General features: G+C 66.5%; 14 protein-coding genes. 8 read left to right on the top strand and 6 right to left on the bottom strand.

The window, feature by feature from the left end:
* Nucleotides 1-9: 9 nt before the first annotated feature.
* Nucleotides 10-2,574, bottom strand: coding sequence for an aminopeptidase N (pepN, locus tag J5474_RS04540; protein ID WP_209359624.1), 2,565 nt, complete (start codon nt 2,572-2,574; stop codon nt 10-12).
* Nucleotides 2,575-2,723: 149 nt separating this feature from the next.
* Between pepN and J5474_RS04545 the strand changes: the two genes are divergently transcribed.
* On the top strand, nt 2,724-3,044 hold the full coding sequence (locus tag J5474_RS04545; RefSeq protein ID WP_209359625.1) for a hypothetical protein: 321 nt from the start codon (nt 2,724-2,726) through the stop codon (nt 3,042-3,044).
* A 266-nt stretch (nt 3,045-3,310) separates the two neighbouring features.
* Here the strand turns inward: J5474_RS04545 and J5474_RS04550 are convergent, their stop codons facing one another.
* Both J5474_RS04550 and J5474_RS04555 read right to left on the bottom strand, forming a co-directional pair.
* Nucleotides 3,311-7,072 carry an efflux RND transporter permease subunit gene (locus J5474_RS04550; protein ID WP_209359626.1) on the bottom strand — a complete coding sequence of 1,254 codons (3,762 nt, stop codon included), beginning with the start codon at nt 7,070-7,072 and terminating at the stop codon, nt 3,311-3,313.
* Complete coding sequence (locus J5474_RS04555; RefSeq protein WP_245216235.1) at nt 7,069-9,003, bottom strand: efflux RND transporter periplasmic adaptor subunit; 1,935 nt, start codon at nt 9,001-9,003, stop codon at nt 7,069-7,071. Before J5474_RS04555 ends, J5474_RS04550 begins: the two co-directional genes overlap by 4 nt.
* Nucleotides 9,004-9,394: 391 nt before the next feature.
* On the opposite strand from J5474_RS04555, the gene J5474_RS04560 reads away from it, so the two are divergent.
* From J5474_RS04560 to der, 3 genes are all read left to right on the top strand, one after another.
* Complete coding sequence (locus tag J5474_RS04560) at nt 9,395-10,051, top strand: tetratricopeptide repeat protein (RefSeq protein ID WP_209359627.1); 657 nt, start codon at nt 9,395-9,397, stop codon at nt 10,049-10,051.
* A gap of 194 nt (nt 10,052-10,245) precedes the next feature.
* Nucleotides 10,246-11,574 (top strand): outer membrane protein assembly factor BamB family protein, encoded by a 1,329-nt coding sequence (locus tag J5474_RS04565; RefSeq protein WP_209359628.1) that lies wholly within the window; start codon nt 10,246-10,248, stop codon nt 11,572-11,574.
* A 120-nt stretch (nt 11,575-11,694) separates the two neighbouring features.
* Entirely contained in the window at nt 11,695-13,161 is a 1,467-nt protein-coding gene (gene der / locus J5474_RS04570) for a ribosome biogenesis GTPase Der (RefSeq protein WP_209359629.1), read from the top strand.
* Between the two features lie 198 nt (nt 13,162-13,359).
* Here der and J5474_RS04575 read toward each other — a convergent pair whose 3' ends face one another.
* Together J5474_RS04575 and serS are read right to left on the bottom strand one after the other, a co-directional pair.
* Nucleotides 13,360-14,088 carry a hypothetical protein gene (locus J5474_RS04575; protein ID WP_425342862.1) on the bottom strand — a complete coding sequence of 243 codons (729 nt, stop codon included), beginning with the start codon at nt 14,086-14,088 and terminating at the stop codon, nt 13,360-13,362.
* A 2-nt stretch (nt 14,089-14,090) separates the two neighbouring features.
* Nucleotides 14,091-15,383 carry a serine--tRNA ligase gene (serS, locus tag J5474_RS04580; RefSeq protein WP_209359630.1) on the bottom strand — a complete coding sequence of 431 codons (1,293 nt, stop codon included), beginning with the start codon at nt 15,381-15,383 and terminating at the stop codon, nt 14,091-14,093.
* A 205-nt stretch (nt 15,384-15,588) separates the two neighbouring features.
* Between serS and J5474_RS04585 the strand changes: the two genes are divergently transcribed.
* A complete protein-coding gene (locus J5474_RS04585) occupies nt 15,589-16,350 on the top strand; it encodes a calcium-binding protein (RefSeq protein WP_209359631.1) in 762 nt (253 codons plus the stop codon).
* A 502-nt stretch (nt 16,351-16,852) separates the two neighbouring features.
* Here the strand turns inward: J5474_RS04585 and J5474_RS04590 are convergent.
* Nucleotides 16,853-17,470, bottom strand: a complete 618-nt coding sequence (locus J5474_RS04590) for a trypsin-like serine peptidase (protein ID WP_209359632.1) — start codon at nt 17,468-17,470, stop codon at nt 16,853-16,855.
* A 409-nt stretch (nt 17,471-17,879) separates the two neighbouring features.
* Here J5474_RS04590 and yajC point away from each other — a divergent pair, with 409 nt between their 5' ends.
* Genes yajC through secF form a run of 3 tightly spaced genes read left to right on the top strand, consistent with a single transcriptional unit; the run spans nt 17,880 to nt 20,817 of the window.
* Entirely contained in the window at nt 17,880-18,167 is a 288-nt protein-coding gene (gene yajC, locus J5474_RS04595) for a preprotein translocase subunit YajC (protein WP_209359633.1), read from the top strand.
* 6 nt (nt 18,168-18,173) lie between these two features.
* Nucleotides 18,174-19,844 (top strand): protein translocase subunit SecD, encoded by a 1,671-nt coding sequence (gene secD / locus J5474_RS04600; RefSeq protein ID WP_209359634.1) that lies wholly within the window; start codon nt 18,174-18,176, stop codon nt 19,842-19,844.
* 1 nt (nt 19,845) lies between these two features.
* Complete coding sequence (gene secF, locus J5474_RS04605) at nt 19,846-20,817, top strand: protein translocase subunit SecF (RefSeq protein ID WP_209359635.1); 972 nt, start codon at nt 19,846-19,848, stop codon at nt 20,815-20,817.
* Nucleotide 20,818: the final 1 nt, after the last annotated feature.

Below are 20,818 nucleotides of genomic sequence, written 5' to 3' on the forward strand. Positions count from 1 at the left end.
GCACCGGCCTCAGCCGTTGAGGATCCGGCTCACCATCTCGTCGGTATCCCGGCTCAGCTTTGGTTTGGCCTTGATCCGTTCCAGCTCCGCTCTGGCAAATGCCCGATGTGCGGAATCGTACCGCTTCCACGTCTGAAATGCCGCGCACATCCGCGCGGTGGTCTGCGGGTTCAGATCGTCGAGGCGGATCAGCATCTCGGCCAGCAGCCGGTAGCCCGCGCCGTCCTTGCGGTGGAAGGCAGCGTGTGATCCGGCCAGGGCGCCCAGCGTGGCACGAAACCGGTTGGGGTTGGTGATGGTGAAATCCGGGTGGCGGGTCAGCCTTTCGGCACGTTCCACCGCCTCCTCCGGCGGCAGGGCGGCGACCTGAAGCCCGAACCATTTGTCCATCACCAGCCGGTCGTGCTTCCACTGCGCGTAGAAGTCCTCCAGCGCAGCCTCCCCGGTGCCGGACTTCACCATCTGGCCCAGAGCGGCAAGCTGCAGCGTCATGTTGTCCGCTGCCGCGAACTGCTCCGCGGCGGCCTTGCCACCGTCGAGCCGGGTCTGAAGCGACAGCACGGCGGAGGCCAGCGCGCGCTTGCCGGATTGTTCCGCGTCGGGGGTATAGGCGCCGGTGACGCGGGATTCTTCGGCCAAGCGGGGGAGGAGGTCGACCCAGCGTTCGGACTTGAACTGGGCCAGGGTCTCGCCGGCCTGATGGATCGCCTCCGGGTCGGGGGTGTGGCCGCGTGCGTACAGGACCTGCGCCAGTTCCGCCGCCGAGGGCCCGGCCATCATCAGAGCACGGTAGGCAGGGTCGAGGCTGTCGTCGCGCAGCACCGCTTCCAGCCCGTCAAGCCAGGCGGTGTCCGGGCCCGCGCCGTCTAGGATCATCGCCAGAAGGCAATCGCGGGCGAGGTCGCGGTTGGCCTCCCAGCGATTGAAGCTGTCGGTATCATGCGCCAGAAGAAACGCCTTTTCGCGCGGGGTAGTGTCCCGTTCCAGCACCACGGGGGCGGAGAAGCCGCGCAGGATCGAAGGTACAGGTTTCGCGGCGAAACCTTTGAAGTTAAACGATTGTTCAGAATCGTTAAGCTCCAGGACCGTGGTCGGCAGCACCTCGTCGCCGTTCGGGTTCAGCAGACCGACGGCGATGGGGATGACCTGGGGCTGCTTGTCCTTCTGGTTCGGCGTGTCGGGCGAATGCTGCCGGAAGGTCAGCGTGTAGGTGTCGCCCTCGAAGCGCTCGGAGACGGCAACGCGGGGGGTGCCGGACTGGGTGTACCAGCGCTTGAACTGCGCCAGATCGCGGCCCGTCGCATCCTCGAATACCTTCAGCCAGTCCTCGATGGTACAGGCCTGCCCGTCGTGGCGGTCGAAGTAGAGGTCGACCGCCTTCGAATAGGCCTCGTCGCCCACCAGCCGCTTGAGCATACCGATGACCTCGGCGCCTTTGTCGTAGACGGTGGCAGTGTAGAAGTTGTTGATTTCCTGAAAGCTTTCTGGCCGCACCGGATGCGACAACGGTCCCTGATCCTCCGGGAACTGGCGCCCGCGCAGATCGATGACGTCTTCGATGCGTTTGACCGGGGCGGAGCGCATGTCGGAGGTGAACTGGCTGTCGCGGTAGACCGTCAGACCCTCCTTCAGGCACAGCTGAAACCAGTCGCGGCAGGTGATGCGGTTGCCGGTCCAGTTGTGGAAATATTCATGCGCGATGATCGCTTCGATGCGTTCGAAATTCGCGTCTGTCGAGGTCTCCGGCGAGGCGAGGACACAGGAGGAATTGAAGATGTTCAGCCCCTTGTTTTCCATCGCGCCCATGTTGAAATCGTCGACCGCGACGATATTGAACACGTCGAGATCGTATTCACGTCCGTAAACGTCCTCGTCCCAGGTCATCGACTTCTTCAGCGCCTCCATGCCAAAGGCGCATTTGTCCTCGTCGCCGGGGCGGACCCAGATGTTGAGATCGACGTCGCGGCCGGATTTCGTGGTGAAGGCATCGGGGTGGCTGACCAGATCGCCCGCGACCAGCGCAAAGAGGTAGGCCGGTTTCGGCCAGGGGTCGTGCCATTCGGCAAAGCCTTCGCCGGTCTTGCCCGGATTGCCGTTCGACAGTTTGACTTTTTCCTCGCCCTCGATGCGCACGGTGAAGATGGACATCACGTCGGGGCGGTCGGGGTAGAAGGTGATCTTGCGAAAACCCTCGGCCTCGCATTGCGTGCAATACATGCCGTTCGACATGTAAAGCCCTTCGAGAGCGGTGTTTTTCGCGGGGGCGATTTCGACCTCCGCCTCCCAGGTAAAGGCGCTATCGGGGACCGCGACGGTCAGACCCTGCGGCGTGACCTGCGGGTCGACCGGCGTGCCGTCGATGCTTGCGGAGATCAACGAAAGTGCCTCTCCGTGCAGGAAGAAGTCCTGCGCCGGCGCGTCCGGGTTCGGGGCGAAACGGATGCGCGACAGGACGCGCGTCGCCTCGGGCGCGAGGCGAAAGGTGAGGTGGACGCTTTCGATGATCCAGCCGAAGGGGGTGTAATCCTTGAGGTAGACGGTTTCCGGGGCAACCTGTGCGGACTGGTCCTTCATGGCGTGCTCTCCTCTTCGCGTGGTGTTTGTGTGGCGGTTTCATGCCGGGGTTCGCGTGGGGACGGAACCGGCGCCTTCGGCCAAGTGTTATGCCTGCAAGACAGGAGCGGCAACCGGCTGCTCGCGCGAAATTTGCACAGGAGGCAACCATGTCTGCACCGCATACGAATATCCACAAACAGGAACGCCGGCACCGCGTGCCGCTGGGCGGCATGAAGCTGGGCGTCATCGTGGCGGCGCTGCTGCTGCTGATATACGTGGCCTATGAATTCGTCGCCGCGACCGGCCCGGATGATACGCAAACCGTGCCCGAAACGACCTCCTCGACGGTGGAGCAATCGGAGCCCGGTCTCGTTACGCAGGACGGCGGCACCACGCAGGAGTCTGCTCCGGCGATGGAAGCCGTGCCCGGCGAGACCGCGCCCGCGCAGGGCGAATCCGGCATCGCGGCGGAGTCCACGGGAAACTGATCCGGCTCTGATCCGGTCAGACAGGGCGCGTCCTTTGCAGGGCGCGCCTTTTGTCGTGGGCAGACCGGGGAGGTGTTCCAGTGCGCGCATGCAGCGCGAGCGTCTGACGATTCTCACCCTGACTGCAATGACCTCACTCAAGTCGTCCCGGGACGTTGGCCCATCCCGGGACGCGCTGGAAAGGGGCGGACAATGACGCTCCGTATTATGTGTTTCGGATGAAGGCCCGTCCTCCTGACCAATCTGGAGAAGCGAAGGATGGAGGGTCACTCCGCCGCGCGCAGTTCCGGGTCCACCGCAACCCTCGCCGGACGGTCGAGGTCTTCCCAGAGGATTTCCGGTGCCTTGATCCGCCGAGCCTCGCGCGCCAGCGCCCAGTCGCGGGCGATGCGCGAGCCGCGCCCGAAGGAGAGCCGGGCAAGCTGCGTGGCGATCCACTTGACGTAGGTCGTGGCCCAGATGCGGATGGCCAGCATCGAAGGGGTGAAGACCAGCGTCAGCACCGTGGCGATGCCAAGGCCGAAGACCACTGCCGTGGCGAGGTTCTTCCACCAGAGCGCCGTCGGACTGTCGACGGAATAACCGCCGCCGAAGAAGTCGAGGCTGAGGCCGAACATCATTGGCGCAAGTCCCGCCATGGTGGTGATCGTGGTCAGCAGAACGGGGCGGATGCGGTCCTCGGCGGTGCGCACGATGGCCTCGATCCGGGGCATGAAGGTGGAGTATTCCTGGAAGGTATCGATCAGCACGATGTTGTTGTTCACCACGATGCCCGCCAGCGCCACGATGCCGACGCCGGTCATGATGATGGAGAAATACTGGTCCATCAGGATCATCCCCCAGAGCACGCCCGCCACGGACATGATCACGGCGAGCAGCACCAGAACCGAATTATAGAAGGAGTTGAACTGCGCCAGCAGGATGATGAACATCAGCCCGAGCGCCCCCATGAAGGCGGATTGCAGGAAGGCCTGGCTTTCGGCCTGATCCTCCTGGTCGCCGGTCCATTCCCAATCGATGCCGTTGGGCAGCGGGTCGGTCTGGAGCCAGTCCGTCAGCACGGCAATGCGTTCGTTGGCGGTGATCGGGATCGCGGTCAGACTGCCCGATTGCAGGCCCTCGGCGATGTCCTTGATGGTCTGGTCCGAGGGCAGGGTGACGGCGGTGTAGCGTTTCTCCGCTCGGCCCGCGATGGTCTCCGGGCCGGAGGCGCCATCGGGAGCGGTGGCCAGCACGGCAAGCGCCGGGGCGGCGGCCTGCTGCGCGGGGTCATCGCCGGGAGCAATGACCTTCACGAGACTGTCGGCCACGTCCGCCTTCACGTCGAAATAACGTTTCTGGTCGATGCGGTTGATCTCGGCCAGCTTTTCGACCGGGGTGCGGGTGATGAAGTTCGACAGGGGGATGAGGCCCGAAGGTGTACGCACCTTCAGCGAATCGAGGGTGGACAGCACGCGGTCCTCCTCCGGCAGGCGCACGCGGATGTCGATTTCCTCGTCGGAGCTGTCCACGCGCATGGTGTCGAGCAGGATGCCCCGCGTCACGAGTTGCACCATGGCGCCCACGGTGGCCACGTCGGCGCCGTAGAGCCCGGCCTTTTCCACATCCACGTCGATCTGCCAGTCGATGCCGGGCAGGGGGCGGGTGTCCTCGATCAGCGTGAGGCCGGGCGTCTGCGCATATTTCTCGCGCGCGGTGGCGGTGGCGGCGACAAGGGCGTCCCAGTCGTCGCCCATCAGCCGCAGGTGCACGGGTTTGCCGGACGCCGGGCCGCGCGCCTGGGCGAGGATTTCAACCTCGATGCCGGGGATCGCCTCCAGTTGCGTCGTCAGGCGGTCTATGATCACATCGCCGTCAAGGTCGTCGAGCGTGATGTCCTCCGCGTGGGAGGCAGCGTAAGCGGCGCGGTCCTCCCAGGGGATTGTTTCCAGCTGGATCTGACCGATGGTGTCCTTCGGTGCCTCCGCCCCGCCGGTGTTGTTGGTCAGCCCGCCGTCGCCTGCAAAGGCGAAGGCGTTCTGGATGCCGGGATCGGCCAGCACGATTTCCTCGGCGCGCTGCACGATGGCGTCCTTTTCCGCGAGAGACAGGTTGCCCCGCGCGCGGACGTAGACGATCGCCTGTTCCGGTTCGCTGTCCACGAAGAAGTTCACGCCGTTGTTGTTCTGCCCGTAGTAGCCAAAGGTAAAGACCACGAAGAAGATCACCGCACCGGCGGTCATCAGCGGCATGATCGGGTTGCCCGCGATGAAGTGGATCACGTGGCCGAACGGAGACCGGCGATAGCTGCCCCGGATGCGCTTGGGCTTGCGCTGGGGGGCGGCGGCGTCCAGCACCACCGACGAGATCACCGAGAAGATCAGGAAGACCACGACGCCGGGCAGGGCGGCCGTCCAGCCCGTCGACGCCCTCGGGGCGATGTAGTCGGGGTTCAGCACCATCATCGCGCCGGTGTAGAGGCCGATCAGGGCCACCGGCACCAGTGCGATGCGCAGCCACCACGGCGCGGCGCGGCGCAGCCCCTGACCCATGCGGTGGATCTGCCGCGACCAGCGCCCCGAAACGCCGCCCATGACAGGCAGGTACACAAGGGCCACGACCAGCGACGCCGACAGCACGAAGATCAGCGTGACCGGCAACATGCCCATGAATTGCCCCGCCACGCCAGGCCAGAACAGCATTGGCAGGAAGGCGCAGAGCGTCGTCGCGGTCGAGGACACCACAGGCCAGAACATGCGGTGCGCAGCCTCCACGTAGGCGTGCATCGGGCCGGAGCCTTCCTCGATCCGCTTGTCGGCGTATTCGACCACCACGATGGCGCCGTCCACCAGCATCCCCACGGCGAGGATCAGGCCGAACATGACGATGTTGGAGATGGAAATGCCCATCAGTGCCAGCAGCAGGAAACACAGCAGGAACGACGTCGGGATGGCAAAGCCCACCAGCAGCGCCGGGCGCAGTCCAAGCGAGGCCAGCACCACGATCATCACCAGTGCGATGGCGGTCAGCACGGACCCTTCGAGCTGAGAAACCATGGATTCGACCTGTCGGGACTGGTCGTTCGACGAGCCCACGGTCAGTACCGCGCGCAGTTCGGGGGGCCAGTTCGCCTCGGCCTCCGCGATGACGGCGCGCACCTCGTCGGCGGTGTCGATGATGTTGAAGCCCTTGCGTTTGACCACCTGCAGCGCGACGGTCGTTTCGCCGTTGAAGCGCGCGGTGCCCTGCCTGTCTTCGAAAGTCAGGCGGATGTCGGCCAGTTCGCCCAGCGTCACGGTGCGCTGGCCGTTGGTCTTCACCGGCAGGTTGTAGATGTCCTGGCTTTCCTCGAAGGAGGCCGGGATCTTGACCGCAAAGGCGCCCTGATCGGTTTCGATCTCGCCCGCCGCGATCAGCTGGTTGTTGTTCTGCACGACCTGGATCAGTTCGGCGGCGGTGACGTTGTAGCTTTCCAAACGCAGCGGGTCGATGACCACCTCGACCATCTCGTCGCGGTTGCCGGCAATGCCGGCCTGCAGCACGGGGTCGAGCGATTCGACCCGGTCCTGAAGATCCTTCGCCACCTTGGCCATGGTGCGTTCGGGCACCGGGCCGGAGAGGTTCACGATGAGGATCGGGAATTCGGAGAAGTTGATTTCGTTGATGGTGTATTTCTCGGCGCCGTCGGGGAACTTGCCCTCGGCGGTGTTCATCGCGTCGCGCACATCGGCGATGATCTTGGTCTTGTCCCAGCCGAATTCGAATTCCAGCGCGAGCCCGGCGTAGCCTTCGGCGGCGGTGCCGGTCATGCTTTTCAGCCCGTCGAGGTCGGACAGCTCCGTTTCCATGGGTTTGACGAGCAGTTTCTCGCTGTCGGCGGCAGAGATGCCGGGGAAGGGGACAGAAACGAAAAGGGCGGGGATCTCGATGTCCGGTTCGCCCTCCTTCGGCAGGGTGGCGTAGGCCCAGCCGCCCGCGATCAGCGAGAGCGCGATGAAGGCGAGAACCATCCGGGCACGGGCGGCGGCCCAGTCGATGATGCCGGTCATTGGATGACTTCCTCATAGCTGGGGGCCACGGGCACGCCGTCTGTGACGTATTCCTGGCCCAGCAGGATGATGTCGGCGGACTGCGGCAGGCCGGTGACCCAGACGCCCCGGCGGGTGTCGCGCAGGACAGAGACGGGCACGAAAAGCGCGGTGTTTTCCCGCGTCACTGTCCGCACGCCCAGTTCGCCATCGTCGTCGAGTGTGAGGGCGGATTGCGGGATCAGGTGGCCTGACGCGCCCTCGGCGGCGATGGCGATATCGGCGGTCTGGCCGTCGCGGATGGTCAGGTCGGGGTTGGCGACCTCCAGTTCCACGCGAAAGGTGCGGGTGGCCGGATCGGCGGAGCGCGAGATGAAGGCGACCTCTCCGGTGACCTCGCGACCGTCGACCAGCCGCGCCCCGGCGCGCGCGCCAAGGTCGAGCTGCCCGACGGCGGTTTCGGGCACATAGGCGACGATCTTGATCGGATCGAGCTGGATCACCGTGGCGCAGGCCGATGCGGGCTGCATCAGCGCGCCCAGTTCGGCGGTGTCGGTTTCCAACAGTCCGGCAAAGGGCGCGTGGATGCGCAGGCGTTCGATCTCCTTGTCGGCGGCGGCGACACCGGCCTCTGCGGACTGGATGGCGGAAGCGGCGCTTTCCTCGCCGGTCATGGCGGCCTGAACTCCGGCGTCGGCGCTTTCGAGCTGCGAATTGGCGGAGATCACGGCGGCCTTCGATCCCTCGATGCCCGACAGGGCGGAGGACACGCGGGCCCCCGCGCCCTGCACCTGACTGCGGGCGGTCTGGACCCCGGCGGCGGCGTTCTCGATCTGGGTCTTGGCGGCGATTACCCCGGCCTCCGCGTTGCGGATGCCCGATTGCGCGGCCTGCACGGAGGCGCGGGCGCTTTCGATGTTGGAGCGGGCAGTTTCGACACCGGCCAGCGCGCCTTCGAGGTTGGATTTCGCTGCCTCGATACCGGAGGCGGCGGATTTCAGCCCCGATTGCGCGGTCTGCACGGCGGCCTTGGCGGTCTCATACGCGGCTTCTGCGGAGGCAAGGCGGGTCTGCGCGGCAAAGCCGTCGCGGGCCAGCGACTTGGCGGCGGTGAGGTTGATTTCGGCCTCGTGCAGCTGGGCCTCCGCCTGCCGGACGCGGGCCTCGGCTTCGGGGACGCGGGTGTGGGCCTCTTCGAGGGAGGCACGGGCGGCGGGGACGCGGGCCTGCGCTTCCTTCAGGCGGGCCTCTGCGGCCGGAACACCGGCGCGGGCCTCGGCCAGACGCGCTTCGGCCTCCGGCACGCGGGCTTCGGCTTCGGTCAGGCGGGCGCGGGCCTCGGGGACGCGGGCCTCGGCCTCCTTCAGGGCGGCGCGGGCGGCGGGGACACCGGCGCGGGCCTCGGCCAGCGCGGCCTCGGCTGCGGGCACGGCGGCCTTTGCCTCCGAGATTCGGGCGCGCGCGGTGGGAAGCTGGGCCTGCGCTTCGGCCAGACGGGCGCGGGCCTCGGGGAGCAGCGCCTGCGCTTCGGCCAGGCGGGCCTGAGCCTCGCGCTTGGAAACCTCGCGGGTGCCGGGATCGACCTCGCACAAAAGCTGCCCTGCCTCGACAAGCGTTCCCTTGCGCAGCGGGGCGGAAACGATCTTGCCAGAGGTTTCGGCGCGGACCTCGACCTGCCGGACAGCCTGCGTTTCGCCGCGCAACTGCACGGCGGCATCGACCTCGCGGGCGGTGGAGTGGCGCGCCATGACGCGGACGGTGCCCGGAGCCAGATCGGTGGCGGCGGCAGAAGTTCCGACGGTTTCGATCGCGGGTTCCCCCGTCGCGGTGGCGGTTTCCTCTTCCGTCTTCGGGGTTTGCCCGGAGAAGGCCATCAGGGCGTCGCGCTGGAGCACAAGGGCATAGAGGACGGCGGCCACGATGATGGCGGTGATGATCGAAACGATGCGCATGCGTGGGCGGTCCCTCATGTCGGCGGGCCGCGCGGGCGGGGTGCCCTGCGGCCGACAGGCAAATCTGCTTTGGTATACGTGTGGCGGTATACGGTCGGTATCGCGGTTCGGATTGAACCGTTTCGTTCAGTTTCTTAGGGTCTCGTTACGGCACCCGCAAGGCGGACGAATGCGTTTTGCATCGATTCCAGACCTGTTTGCGTCTTTTCCTGCCTTGATCTGGCAGGAGTGCCACGCTTGCAGGCAGGGTCGGAGCCGTGAGGAGCGCCGGGCGAGGGGGCGGAAATGGCGCGGGACGGGGCAGGGACAATGGTCCTCCAGGTGTCAGAGAGTGGTGTTGGCAAGTCCGGGGTCAGCCTGTAAGAGGGGGCAAAATGCAAGGGGGGCGCAGGTGAGCGACGCCGACAGTTTCATCGAAGAGGTGACCGAGGAGGTCAAACGCGACCGGCTTTTCGCGGCAATGCGGAAATACGGCTGGATCGCGGTGCTGATCGTTCTGGCGCTGGTGGGTGGCACGGCCTGGCGGGAATATTCCCGCGCGCAGGAGACCGCGGCCGCGCAGGCCTTTGGCGATGCGATCATCGCAGCCGATGGCAAGGAAGGCGCCGCGCGCGCCGAAGCCCTTGCGGGGATCGAGGCGCCCTCGGCTCAGGCCGAGGTGGTGGCGGAAATGCTGGCTGCGCAGGCGGAGGCCGACGCGGGCGAGACAGAGGCTGCTGTTACCCGGTTGCGGATGCTGGCGGGCCGGACCGAGGTGCCCGCAATCTACCGCCAGATCGCCGAATTCAAGGCGCTGCTGATTGGCACAAAGACGCTGCCTGCCGAGGAACGGCGCGAGGGCTTTGACGCGCTGGCCGTGGCGGGACAACCGCTGCGCTTGCTGGCGGAGGAGCAACTGGCGTTGATCGACATCGAGACCGGCGAGACGGAGGCGGCGCTGACCCGCCTGAACGCGCTGCTGGACGATGCGGAGATCACCGCGGGCTTGCGTCAGCGGGCAAGTCAGTTGATTGTGGCGCTGGGTGGCACGCTGCCCGAGCCGGCCTGAGCGGACCCAAGACGGCCTGCGGGCGCCCGGGGAATCCTCCTGGAGCACCCCCTGAGGCAGCCCGAGGTGGTCCCAAGGCGCCAAAGCAGGTCTGGGCCGGTCGGACACAGCGCGGCGGTCCCATGTCCCATGGGGCGGCGGCCCGCGGTGGCCGGTGTTACGAGAGAAGAAGACGGGGCTGGAGAGATAAGACGATGCAGCGCAAGGCATTTATCCTGACGACGCTGGCCGTTGCGGCCCTGGCCGGGTGTGCGGAGAAGGACCCGGTTCTGACCGGTGAACGGCTGAACGTCCGCGACGTTCTGGAAACGCGCGCGGTCGCGGCTGATCCGGTGCATGTCAACGAGAGCCGCGCCATAGCGCTGCCCCCGGCAGTGACGAACGCGAACTGGTCGCAAAGCCCGGTGACGCCCTCGGCACGAGTGGCCAACGCTGCGCTGTCGGCGGCGCCGCAGCCGCTGTTCTCGACCTCCATCGGTACCGGCGACACCCGCCGCAGCCGGCTGAACGCCGACCCGGTGGTGGCGGACGGCCGCGTCTTTACCATGGATTCCAAAAGCGTCGTGCGAGCGGTGTCCGCTTCGGGCGATGTGCTGTGGTCGAAGGATCTGACGCCCGCGCGCGAAAAGACCCCGGTGGGTCAGGGCGGCGGGCTGGCCGTGGGCGGGGGCACCCTGTTCGTCTCCTCGGGCTACGGATCGGTCGTGGCGCTTGACCCGGCGACGGGGGGCGAACTGTGGGAACAGAAGCTGGGCAACACCGCCACCGGCGCGCCGAGCTATGCCGACGGTCTGGTCTATGTCGTTTCGGGCGACACGACCGGCTGGGCGATCGAGGCCGGGAATGGCCGCGTGCGCTGGCAGATCGACGGGCAGGGCGACATCAACAACGTGGCGGGCGCGCCTGCGCCTGCGGTGGGCGACCAGCACGTGGTCTTTGCCTTCGGCACCGGCGCCGTGCAGGGGGCGTTCCGGCAGGGTGGCCTGCGGATGTGGAATTCCGAACTGCTGGGGCGCCGTCAGGGCGTCACCGTGGCGGGCATCGACGACGTGACCGGCGATCCGCTGATCGCCGGGGACGTGGTCTACGCGGGCAACCATTCGGGTCAGGTCGCCGCCATGTCGGTCTACGACGGCGAACGGCTGTGGAGCGCGCCCATCGGCGCGCTGGGGCCGCTGTGGCCGGCGGGGGATTCGGTGTTCTTTGTTTCCGACCGGGAACAGCTGGTGCGGCTTGACGCGGCCACGGGCGCGGAAATCTGGAAAGTCGACCTGCCGGGCTACAAGCCCAAGCGCCGTCCCAACAAGCGGCGCGATGCGGCCTATGCCAATATGGGGCCGGTCATGGCGGGCGGTCGCCTGATGGTCGCGGGCTCTGACGGGTATGTGCGGGCGTTCGATCCGGCGAACGGCGCATTGGTTGCGTCGCTCGAAGTGCCGGGCGGCGCCACGACGCGGCCGGTGGTCGCCGATGGCACGCTGTATGTCGTGTCCAAAAAGGGCGTTCTGCACGCCTTCCGCTGAGGTGGCCCGCCCGGCCAGTCGGCGAGGGTGTTCTTTCCGGGAAAATCGGGGTGGCGCGGGGGCTTTCGCCGCGCGCCGATATGGGTTATCTGCGCCTCTTGATCCGTGGAGCCGAGAGCCATGTCCTTTACACTTGCCATCGTCGGGCGCCCCAACGTGGGCAAGTCGACCCTGTTCAACCGCCTTGTGGGCAAGCGTCTGGCGCTGGTCGACGACCAGCCGGGCGTGACACGCGACCTGCGCGAAGGCGCTGCGCGTCTGGGCGACCTGCGCTTTACCGTCATCGACACCGCCGGTCTGGAAAACGAGACCGACGATTCGCTTCCCGCGCGGATGCGACGACTGACAGAACGTGCGGTGGACATGGCGGACGTCTGCCTTTTCATCGTCGATGCGCGTACCGGGCTGCTGCCGGATGACCGGGTCTTTGCCGAGATCCTGCGCAAGCGGGCGGGGCGTGTGATCCTGGCCGCCAACAAGGCGGAGGGAAACGCGGCCGATGCCGGGGTCTTCGAGGCCTACGAACTGGGTCTGGGCGAGCCGGTGCGGCTGTCCGCCGAGCACGGTGAGGGCATGAACGAACTTTACTCCATGCTGTTGCCGATCTCGGAGGAATTCGAGGAACGCGCGGCAGCGGATGCGCCGGAAACGGACGTGGCGCTGACCGACGAGGAACTGGAGAATGGCGCCGTTCCGGTGCCGACGGCGGCCAAGCCGTTGCAGATCGCGGTGGTGGGCCGTCCGAACGCGGGAAAATCGACCCTGATCAACCAGATCATTGGCGAGGATCGTCTGCTGACCGGCCCCGAGGCGGGGATCACGCGGGATGCGATTTCGATCAGCCACGAGTGGAACGGCGTGCCGATGCGGATCTTTGACACGGCGGGGATGCGCCGTCGCGCCAAGGTGCAGGAGAAGCTGGAGAAGCTGTCTGTCTCCGACGGCATCCGCGCGGTGAAATTCGCGGAGGTCGTGGTGGTACTGCTGGACGCCGCGATCCCCTTCGAGGTGCAGGACCTGAAGATCGCGGATCTGGCCGAGCGTGAAGGACGCGCCGTCGTCGTTGCTGTGAACAAGTGGGACATCGAGGACGAGAAGCAGGAAAAGCTGAAATGGCTGCGCGATCAGTTCGAACTGGTCCTGCCGCAGTTGCGCGGTGCCCCGCTGGTGACGGTCTCGGCCCGGACGGGCAAGGGGCTGGACCGCCTGCAGGAGGCCATCATGAAGGCCTACGCCGTCTGGAACCGCCGCATCACCACGGGCAACCTGAACCGCTGGCTGGAGGCGATGGTCGCGCGGCACCCGCCGCCCGCCCCCCAGGGCAAGCGGATCAAGCTGCGTTACATGACGCAGGCCAAGACCCGCCCGCCGGGTTTCGTGGTGATGTGTTCGCACCCCGACAAGCTGCCGGAGAGCTATTCGCGCTACCTTGTGAACGGCTTGCGGGAGGATTTCGACATGCCCGGCACGCCGATCCGGCTGCACATGCGCGGTCAGTCAGACAAGAACCCCTACAAGGGGCGGCGTCCTAAGAAGCCCGGCGCGCTCCGCAAGCACCTGGGCAAGCTGCAAAAGAAGCAGGACTGACGCGGTGCGCGGCCCTGCCGGGGCCGCGCACGCGATGTCTCGGCCCCGCCGGTTGGCGGGGCCTCGGGGTCACGGCTATGCCGTGACGGGTGAGTATTTGCAAAGCAGAGAAACAGAGGCCCGCGCCGGGTCGGCGGGCGTCGCGTCTGTTTACGGCTGGACGTCGGGGGCGTTCGGGCGCAGCGCTGGGGGCGGGACCTACTCGGTATCGGTGCCGCGCAGGCCGAGAATGGCGATGATTCCGAGGATGCAGAGGCCCACGACCGCAGTGTTCAGCGGGTCGGTGTTCTGTACGATGACGCCCACCAGCGCCCAGATCACCGTCAGCCCGTATTCCGGCGCGCGGTGCAGGCGGTATTGCACGGTCAGCGCGATGAGCAGCGCGAGGATGAGCGACAGCAGCGCTGCGGGCGTCGGCGGCAGAATGCCATAGCCGCCCAGCACCACGCCGAGCGCGACGCAGGCCGCGGCCGTCAGCCAGCCCGCGTAGATCGCCACCGGGGCCTGTTGCAGCCAGCGGTCTGTGATGCCGACACGAAATACCGCCTTCAGGGCCGCGGCCAGCATTGCGAAGATCAGCGCCGTGGCCAGGAGCGGTGAGACCGAGGCCACCGGCAGCCATGTGGCGCCGACGCCGAGGCTCAGGATCATCCACGGACGGTAAGCGGACCAGTCACTATCCTCTGCGCGCCGGATCGCGCCGAAGAGCGCGGCGATCACCAGCCAGAGATAGATCAGCCCCCAGATCGCGAAGGCGTAGCCGGAGGGCTGGACCGGCGGTTCGTCGATCACCCTGGGGAATTGCCCGGGTTCGAATCCGTTGAATCCGGGCACGAGAAAATACGACCCGACGAAAGCCGCGGTGGCCAGCACAAGGCCCCAGGCCCAGCCCAAAGTTTGCAGGCGGGTCTTCGTCGGTTCGGTAATCTTCAAGCCAGCGTACCTTCTGCGGTGAGGCGAGTCTTCCCGCCGAGGTAGGGGTGCAACGCTTCGGGGAGCGAAACAGATCCGTCTGCCTGCTGGCCGTTTTCCAGCACCGCGATCAGGCAGCGCCCGACGGCGAGGCCGGAGCCGTTCAGCGTGCCGACGAAGCCGGGCTTGCCACCGCCCTCTGGCTTGAACCGCGCGTTCATCCGCCGCGCCTGGAAGTCGCCGCAGGTGGAGACGGAGGAGATTTCGCGATAGGCGTTTTGGCCGGGCAGCCAGACTTCGAGGTCATGCGTCTTCTGCGCGCCAAAGCCCATGTCGCCGGTGCAAAGCACCATGGTGCGGTAGGGCAGGCCGAGCTTTTCGAGGATGGCCTCGGCGCAGCGGGTCATGCGGTCGTGTTCGTCCTCGCAAGCGTCGGGATGGCAGATGGTGACCATCTCGACCTTTTCGAACTGGTGCTGGCGCAGCATGCCCGCGGTGTCGCGGCCCGCGCTGCCTGCTTCCGAACGGAAGCACTGCGAATGTGCGGTGAGGCGGCGCGGCAGCGTGCTTTCCTCCACCGTGTCACCGTGCACCGTGTTGGTCAGAGTGACTTCGGACGTGGGGATCAGCCACCAACCGTTGGTCGTCTCGTAGCTGTCCTCGCCGAATTTCGGCAGCTGGCCGGTGCCGTACATCATCTCGGGCTTCACCAGAACGGGCGCCCAGGTTTCCTGCAGGTCGTTGTCGTCGATGTGGGTGTCGAGCATGAACTGCGCCAGCGCCCGGTGGATGCGGGCGACGGCGCCCTTCAGCACCACGAAGCGCGAACCGGAGAGCTTCGCGGCGGTCTCGAAGTCCATGCCCGTCAGAACGCCGGGCAGGTCGTAATGTTCCTTCGGCGTGAAATCGAAGGCGCGCGGCGTGCCCCAGCGGCGGAGTTCGACGTTGTCGGCCTCGTCCGCGCCGTCGGGCACGGTGGCGAGCGGCAGGTTGGGCACGCCCATGAGCAGGTCGGTCAACTGCGTGTCCAGCGCTTTCGCCTGTTCGTTCATGTCGGCCACTTCGGCCTTTTTCTGGCCGACCAGAGCGCGCAGGCGCTCGAATTCGGCCTCATCGCCGCTGGCCTTGGCCTTGCCGACTTCCTTCGAGGCCTTGTTCTGCTCGGCTTGCGCGGTTTCGGCGGCGTGGATGGCGGCGCGGCGCGCCTCGTCGAGCGCGAGCACCTGTGACGACATCGGTTCCGCCCCGCGACGGGAGAGCGCCGCGTCCCATGCGGCCGGATTTTCGCGGATGGCGCGGATGTCGTGCATCACTTTCCCTTTCCAAGGCTGACGAGTCGCCCTGCTTATGCCCGATCTTTTGCGGGGAGGGTAGGGGCCGGTCCGTCGCGTTCGGGTGGCGTTGTTTCCCGGTCGGGGACGATGTGTTTCGCGCTTAACCGGATGTTTCCGCGAATCCCGGAGGATGTCGGCAAACCCGGTCGATCGAGGCGCGCCGGGATCGAGGAGATGACCGATGGGTTTTGGCTTGCTCGCTGTCATCGGGGCGATGGTCCTGATGGCCATTCAATCGGCCGTGGACGATGTTGCCGAACTGGGGGAAGACGTTCTCCGGGACGGAAACAACGTCGCCGGGAGCAACGGGGACGACCAGATCGAAGGCGATGCCGCAGCAAACTACATCCTGCCTGGCGGTGGCGCGGATCAGGTGGATGGCGGGGCGGGGAACGACACGATCTCCGACTGGCCTCTGGGGCTGGAGAAGGCCCGGTCCGACGCCGGGCTGGTGAACCCCGACTGGAGCAGTGACACGTTGCTGGGGGGGCCGGGCGATGACGTGATTCTTGCCACGGGCGGCGCGGATGCGGTCGATGGCGGCGCGGGCGACGACCGTATCAACGGGTTGGATCTGCACCCGGACTCGCCCTACGCGCCGGACCTGCTGACGGGCGGCGCGGGCGACGACTGGCTGGTGGGTAACGATGGCGACACGCTGGTGGGTGGCGCGGGGCGTGATTTCTTTACCAACCTTGTGGAGGACGGGCAGGAGGATGCGCCCGTGATCGTCGAGGATTTCGGCCGCGGCGAGGTGATGGAGGTGCTGGTCTACGACCGGGCGCTGCTGTCGGAAGATGGCGGCGCCCCGGACCACGCGCTGCGCGACGGGCCCGATGGCGCGGTGCTGTCGGTGAAGGGCGTCGACGCGGTGGTTTTCCGGGATGCGCTGGCAAGGGACCTCAACGGGGAGATCCGGGTGCTGGACGGCCGGTCTGTCTGACGTCTCGCCCGCGTTTCGCGGGGGAGGGGCGCGGTCGTTCGACCGGTGGTGATGGTTCAGGGGGTCCAGCTATGCCATTACGTGCAGCGGCCCCAGGTGACACGACTTGGCAAGCCGGGCATTCGAAACACCATCCTCATGTTGCCACGGTTCGAAAGCGGGAAGGGAGCGCTGCCCCGTCCGCGCGGTACGCAGACACCCCCCGGAGGTATTGGGGCCAGGGAGAAACAGACGTGCGGGTGGAGCCGGGGCACGGACGGTGGCCTCCCGCCACCTGTCCGGGCTTGTGGGCAGCGATTGATGGCGTGAGGGAGGCGCTTCCTGTTTGAACGCGGGTGGGCGCATCGAACGAGATTGGGGGCGCTGCCCCCCGCCACTCCTGCGGAGCGACTCCCCCGCGGTATTTTGGAACCAAAGAAGCTTGGGTGTGATCCCGGCAAGGGGGCGCGCGCAGGTTTTTGGTGGGCGCGCCCGTCACTGATGGCGACTGAAGCTTCCGAGTTCAGGGGGTGAGCTGATCGATGAGCCAGGCGTCGAGGGGGACGGCGAGGGCTTCTTCTTCCGAGACTGCGGAGATCACGGCGACGATGCGGCGCGACGCGTCGCCTCCGGCGAAGACCGGGCCGCCGGATTGGCCCGGCTCCACCCGGCAGCGGATGCGCCAGAGGGTGCCTGCCGCCTCCCCGTAGCAGAAGGGGGTTTCGGTCAGCCGGTGGGGCGCGGATTTCTGGTAGCCCATCAGGGTCAGCGGCCCCGGCAGTCCGCCCGAGCCGGTGGTCAGGGGGGCAGGCGCGATGGCCCGGGCGAGGGTGACGAGCGCCACGTCATGTGCAAGGTCCAAGCGGCCCTCCCTGTAGGCCTGCGGGTGGACGGTGACGGCGGCCACGCGCGCGGCTCCGCCGTGGCTCTGGCCGTCCCAGCCCGCGACGAAGGTCATGTCGCCCAGTCGTTTCAGGCGTCCGTCCTGCGGCATGGTCACGCAATGGGCCGCCGTCAGTACCTTGTCCGGGGCGACGAGGCTGGCGGTGCACATTTCGCGGTGGCGGTAGCCTGAGAGGTTGAGGCGGCCAACGGCGGGTTCCGCTGCCTGTGCGGGCACTGCGGCGAGGATGAGTGCCATGAGGCCCGGAGCCATTACGCCGGTCAGAGGGGCGAGACGGCTGAGGCGGGCAGGCCTGCGGAGGCAAGGGGACAAGGCGCGCACGGCGGACTCCGGATGGGTGACGGCGCGCATGGTACGCCGGTCAAGCGCGCCGTCCATGGGTTTGATCGGCCCGCGCGGGGCGGCGGGCAGGCGCGCGGGAAGGCGAACGGAGCCAAACGGGGGATGGCAGGCGAGGGCTGGCACCCGGAGGTTGAAATATGGTGGCGCCAGGGTTTACGAAACCTTGAACAGAGGCGGCCCGGCCCGGCCAGCCGCCTTGCATCCCGCGCAAAGCGGGCATAGGTATCGCGCAATTTCGCGGAAGGCTCCACCGGACCGTCCGATAACAGCAACGATCCGACAGGAACCAGACAGGAGCGCCTCCATGGACCAGCAGACCCTTTCCTCCTTTGTGATGATGGGCCTGATCTTCGCCATCATGTACTTTCTCCTCATCCGCCCGCAGCAGAAGAAGGTGAAGGAACACAAGGCGATGATCGAGGCCATCCGGCGCAATGACATCGTGGTCACGCAGGGCGGGATCATCGGCAAGGTCGCCAAGGTCAAGGACGACAGCGAGCTGGAAATCGAGATCGCCGAGGGTGTGAAGGTCCGCGTCATGCGCGCCACCATCGCCACGGTGAAGTCCAAGACCGACCCCGCCGAGGCCTGATACCCCATGTTGCTGATCGACGCCTGGAAGCGCTGGACCATCTGGCTCATCGTCGCGGTGGGCCTGGTTCTGGCGATGCCGAACCTGTTCTACTCCCGCGTGGAGAGCCACAACGACGCCGTCGCGGCCATCGAGAAGGGCGCCGATACACCGGAGAATCGTGCAGCGGAGGGCGAATGGCCCTCCTTCCTGCCCTCCGGGCTGGTGAACCTCGGGCTTGATCTGCGTGGCGGCGCGCATCTGCTGGCCGAAGTGCGGCTGGGAGATGTCTACAAATCCCGGATGGAAAGCCTGTGGCCGGAGGTGCTGCGCGTGTTGCGCGCCGAACGCGGCACGGTGGGCACGATCCGCTGGAACTCCGCCGCCGTCGACAAGGGCGAGCTGCGGGTGCGGCTGGTGTCGAACCCGGACGCCATGCCGAAGGCCATCGAACTGGTGCAGACGCTGCGCCAGCCGGTGGTTTCGCTGACCGGCGCAGGCACGCATGACCTCGACGTGACGAGCGATGGCGACGAGCTGGTGGTGACGCTGTCGGAAGCCGAGAAACAGGCCACCGACGACCGCACCATGGCGCAGAGCCTCGAGATCATCCGCCGCCGCATCGACGAGGTCGGCACGCGCGAACCGACGATCCAACGTCAGGGCGAGGACCGCATCCTGATCCAGGTGCCGGGCATCGGGTCCGCCGCTGAGCTGAAGGCGATCATCGGCACCACGGCACAGCTGACCTTCCAGTCGGTGATATCACGGACGACGAATGCCGACGAGGCCCCCGGCGCCGGCAACGAAATCCTGCCGGCGATGGACGAGGAGGGCCTGTTCTACATCCTCGAGCAGTCGCCCGTCGTCACCGGCGAAGAGCTGACCAACGCGCAGAACACCTTTGACCAGAATGGCCGTCCGGCGGTGAGCTTCACGTTCAACACCACCGGCGCGCGCAAGTTCGGCGATTATACCGCAGCCAACATCGGCTCGCCCTTTGCCATCGTGCTGGACGACGAGGTGATTTCCGCCCCTGTGATCCAAAGCCACATCGGCGGCGGGTCCGGTATCATCACCGGCCAGTTCACCGTGGAGGAGACCATCAACCTCGCCGTGCTGCTGCGCGCGGGTGCGTTGCCCGCCGGGCTGGATTTCCTCGAGGAACGGACCGTCGGCCCGGAACTGGGGCAGGACAGCATCGACGCGGGCAAACTGGCGACATCGGTGGCCTTCGTGCTGGTGCTCGGCTTCATGTTCGCGACCTACGGGCTGTTCGGGATCTTCGCCAATATCGCGCTGATCCTGAACGTGGCATTGCTGTTGGGTGCGCTTTCGATGCTGGGGGCGACGCTGACGCTGCCGGGCATTGCGGGCATCGTGCTGACCGTCGGCATGGCGGTGGACGCCAACGTGCTGATCTTCGAGCGGATCCGCGAAGAGTTGAAGTCCGCCAAGGGCCCCGCGCGGGCGATCGAACTGGGCTACGAACGCGCGCTTTCGGCCATCATCGACGCCAACATCACCACGCTTATTACCGCTGCGATCCTGTGGTTCGTGGGCTCCGGCCCGGTGAAAGGCTTTGCCGTGACGCTGGGTCTCGGCATCTTCACCTCGGTGTTCACCGCCATCTTCGTGACGCGCCTGCTGATCGTGCTTTGGTTCGAACGCACCCGCCCCAAGACGATTGAGGTCTGACATGAAGCGCCTGAGACTTGTCCCCGACGAGACCTTCTGGGATTTCTTTTCCCGTTCGAAGATCTGGCTCGGTATTTCCGGCTTTGCCGTCGTACTCGCGCTGATCAGCTTCTTTGTGCAGGGGCTGAACTACGGCATCGACTTCAAGGGCGGTACCACGATCCGGACCGAGAGCGCGCAGGCCGTGGATGTCGGCGCCTACCGGGGGGCGCTTGCGACGTTGGGCCTGCAGGATGTCATCATCACGGAGGTCTTCGACCCGACCTTCGACGCAGACCAGAACGTGGCGATGGTGCGCATCGGGGCCGAGGACGAACAGAACGCCGTCAGCGCGGAGCGCCTCGCAGAAGCGGAGGCCGCGCTGCAGGAAGTCGCCCCCGACATCAAGTTCGTCTCCGTGGAATCGGTGGGGCCGAAGGTATCCGGCGAGCTGATCCGGACGGCGATTCTGGCTGTGACGCTCGCCATCGGCGCGGTGCTGGTCTACATCTGGCTGCGCTTTGAATGGCAGTTCGCGCTGGGGGCGGTTCTGGCTCTGGTGCATGACGTGGCGCTGACCATCGGCATATTCTCCGAGTTGCAGATCAAGTTCGACCTTTCGATCATCGCGGCGCTGCTGACCATTGTCGGCTATTCGCTGAACGACACGGTGGTGGTCTTCGACCGGGTGCGCGAGAACCTGATCAAGTACAAGTCCAAGCCGCTCAGAGAGGTGCTGAACCTGTCGATCAACGAGACGATGAGCCGCACGATCATGACCTCTCTGACCACGCTGCTGGCGCTGTTTGCGCTGCTGGCGCTGGGCGGCGACGTGATCCGAGGTTTCGTATTTGCGATGACATGGGGCATCTTTGTCGGCACCTATTCGTCGATCTTCGTGGCCTCGGCCATCCTGCTGCGTACCGGCGTGAAACGCGACTGGTCAAAGACGGATGACGCCGCCGGCACACAGTTTGGCGACGGAAACGTCTGAG

The sequence above is a fragment of the Sagittula salina genome (assembly GCF_017813235.1).
GTDB classification, from domain to species: Bacteria; Pseudomonadota; Alphaproteobacteria; order Rhodobacterales; family Rhodobacteraceae; genus Sagittula; species Sagittula salina.

Coding starts and splice junctions, on each gene's coding strand:
- pepN (WP_209359624.1), bottom strand. CDS start 2,574: ATGAAGGACCAGTCCGCACAGGTTGCCCCGGAAACCGTCTACCTCAAG.
- J5474_RS04545 (WP_209359625.1), top strand. CDS start 2,724: ATGTCTGCACCGCATACGAATATCCACAAACAGGAACGCCGGCACCGC.
- J5474_RS04550 (WP_209359626.1), bottom strand. CDS start 7,072: ATGACCGGCATCATCGACTGGGCCGCCGCCCGTGCCCGGATGGTTCTC.
- J5474_RS04555 (WP_245216235.1), bottom strand. CDS start 9,003: ATGCGCATCGTTTCGATCATCACCGCCATCATCGTGGCCGCCGTCCTC.
- J5474_RS04565 (WP_209359628.1), top strand. CDS start 10,246: ATGCAGCGCAAGGCATTTATCCTGACGACGCTGGCCGTTGCGGCCCTG.
- der (WP_209359629.1), top strand. CDS start 11,695: ATGTCCTTTACACTTGCCATCGTCGGGCGCCCCAACGTGGGCAAGTCG.
- serS (WP_209359630.1), bottom strand. CDS start 15,383: ATGCACGACATCCGCGCCATCCGCGAAAATCCGGCCGCATGGGACGCG.
- J5474_RS04585 (WP_209359631.1), top strand. CDS start 15,589: ATGGGTTTTGGCTTGCTCGCTGTCATCGGGGCGATGGTCCTGATGGCC.
- J5474_RS04590 (WP_209359632.1), bottom strand. CDS start 17,470: ATGGCACTCATCCTCGCCGCAGTGCCCGCACAGGCAGCGGAACCCGCC.
- yajC (WP_209359633.1), top strand. CDS start 17,880: ATGGACCAGCAGACCCTTTCCTCCTTTGTGATGATGGGCCTGATCTTC.
- secD (WP_209359634.1), top strand. CDS start 18,174: ATGTTGCTGATCGACGCCTGGAAGCGCTGGACCATCTGGCTCATCGTC.
- secF (WP_209359635.1), top strand. CDS start 19,846: ATGAAGCGCCTGAGACTTGTCCCCGACGAGACCTTCTGGGATTTCTTT.